A 1,654-nucleotide genomic window follows, 5' to 3' on the forward strand; every position below is an offset into this window, starting at 1 on the left:
GGCCCGCCTGCTGGTGCCGCACCTGTACTTGTGGAAGTCCGCCAAGTGGGTGCGCGAACTGCGACTCACTGTGCAGGACGACCCGGGCTTCTGGGAGTCTGCTGGCTACCACAACTACGGCGACCCCTGGCGCGAGCAACGTACCTGGGGCGACTGACCATGCCCCTCGCCTGGCGATCGGCCCGCCTGCACAGCAGCAGTTCCCAGACGCCTACGGCTCGTTCGCTGCACTTCGCCGTCCCTGGCTGGCCCGGTCACCTCGCGGGCCAGCATGTCGATGTACGCCTGACGGCCGAGGACGGCTACCAGGCCGTACGCAGTTACTCCCTTGCCGCGCCTGCCGATGGCGACTGCATCGAATTGGGTGTCCAAGCCGTGATTGGTGGCGAGGTGTCGCCTTATCTGGCCGATCAGTTGTCGGTTGGCGCCGAGGTAGAGATCCGTGGCCCGCTCGGCAACTGGTTCGTGTGGCGCCCTGACCAGACCGGTTCAGTGCTGTTGGTCGCGGGCGGGTCCGGCATCGTGCCCCTGACTGCGATGATCCGCGCTCGCCGGCAGGCACAGCCAGAGGCTACATTCCACTTGCTGTACAGTGCCCGCACGCCGCAGGACATCTGGTACGGCAACGAACTCGCCAACGTCGTAACGGGCTTGGAAGTCGAGTTCCTCTACACCCGACAGGCTCCGCCCGACAACTCTCGAGGCCCGGGCCGCCTCAAACGCACCGATCTGGAAAGGCCACTTGCCCGGCTGACCCGCACCTGTCTGGTGTACGTCTGCGGCCCCACCGGCTTCGTGGAGACGGCCGCCAATCTGCTGGTGGACCTGGGGCAGGATCCCGCCACCATCCGAACCGAGCGTTTCGGCTGACCGGAGCTCCTCATGGCAGAGAACATCACCCATCATCTCGACGGCAACAGCCTGGCTGGCCCGCTCTCGGAGATTTTCGCCGTGGAGACGACCTCGGCCTGGTGGCGCTGCCCCGAATGCACCCGCTCGGGACCGCTCGCCCAATTGCACGTCTACGGCCCCGCACCAGGCCTTACCGCTCGATGCCCGGGCTGTGCGCACGTCGCGCTGAGGCTGGTCAAAGAGGGCGACCACATATGGCTGAGCCTGGGCGGCGGCACAGGGGCATTCCGCTTTCGTACGGCGTGACGACGGATCCAGTCCGCCCACACCGGGGCCTTCGTCCACTGGGAGCAGTACCGGCAGGCGGTTGCTCCGGGTGAATGCACGGATGCACGTCGGAATGCGGGCTTTTCGTGCACTGTCGCGACCGGCTGTCGATCACCTCGTTCCATTCTCCGGGTAACGTCCAGGCATGAGTCATCCGCACCCCGAGTTGAAAGCCGCTCCGCCCCTTCCCGAAGGAGGGCTGCGGGTCATCGCCCTGGGCGGCCTGGGCGAGATCGGCCGCAACATGACCGTCTTCGAGCACGCCGGCAAACTGCTCATCGTCGACTGCGGCGTGCTGTTCCCCGAAGAGACCCAGCCCGGCGTAGACGTAATCCTTCCGGACTTCACCTCCATCCGGGACCGGCTGGACGACATCGTGGCCGTGGACGTCGCCGAGATCGGCCCGGACGGAGCGGCGCGGCGGGTCCTCGTCCGCGCCGACGGAACCGAACGCCTCGGAGAACCGGTCACCGGG

The 1,654-nt window shown here is 66.9% G+C and carries 3 protein-coding genes and 1 pseudogene; all 4 read left to right on the forward strand.

Annotated elements, in window-relative coordinates; all coding sequences use genetic code 11:
• Positions 1-157, forward strand: a 157-nt coding sequence (locus ACWEBX_RS40255) for a molybdopterin-dependent oxidoreductase (protein WP_451889654.1), incomplete at its 5' end; no start/stop codon positions are given.
• 2 nt (positions 158-159) lie between these two features.
• The gene (locus ACWEBX_RS40260) at positions 160-870 is read left to right on the forward strand and encodes a ferredoxin reductase (protein ID WP_451889653.1); all 711 of its coding nucleotides are present in this window, start codon (positions 160-162) and stop codon (positions 868-870) included.
• A 12-nt stretch (positions 871-882) separates the two neighbouring features.
• Positions 883-1,158: a DUF6510 family protein gene (locus ACWEBX_RS40265; protein ID WP_355991544.1), complete on the forward strand. Its 276-nt coding sequence runs from the start codon at positions 883-885 to the stop codon at positions 1,156-1,158.
• A 166-nt stretch (positions 1,159-1,324) separates the two neighbouring features.
• Positions 1,325-1,654, forward strand: a pseudogene (locus ACWEBX_RS40270) (hypothetical protein); the annotation flags it as partial.

The organism is Streptomyces sp. NPDC005070 (assembly GCF_053600395.1).

Coding starts and splice junctions, on each gene's coding strand:
- ACWEBX_RS40265 (WP_355991544.1), top strand. CDS start 883: ATGGCAGAGAACATCACCCATCATCTCGACGGCAACAGCCTGGCTGGC.
- ACWEBX_RS40260 (WP_451889653.1), top strand. CDS start 160: ATGCCCCTCGCCTGGCGATCGGCCCGCCTGCACAGCAGCAGTTCCCAG.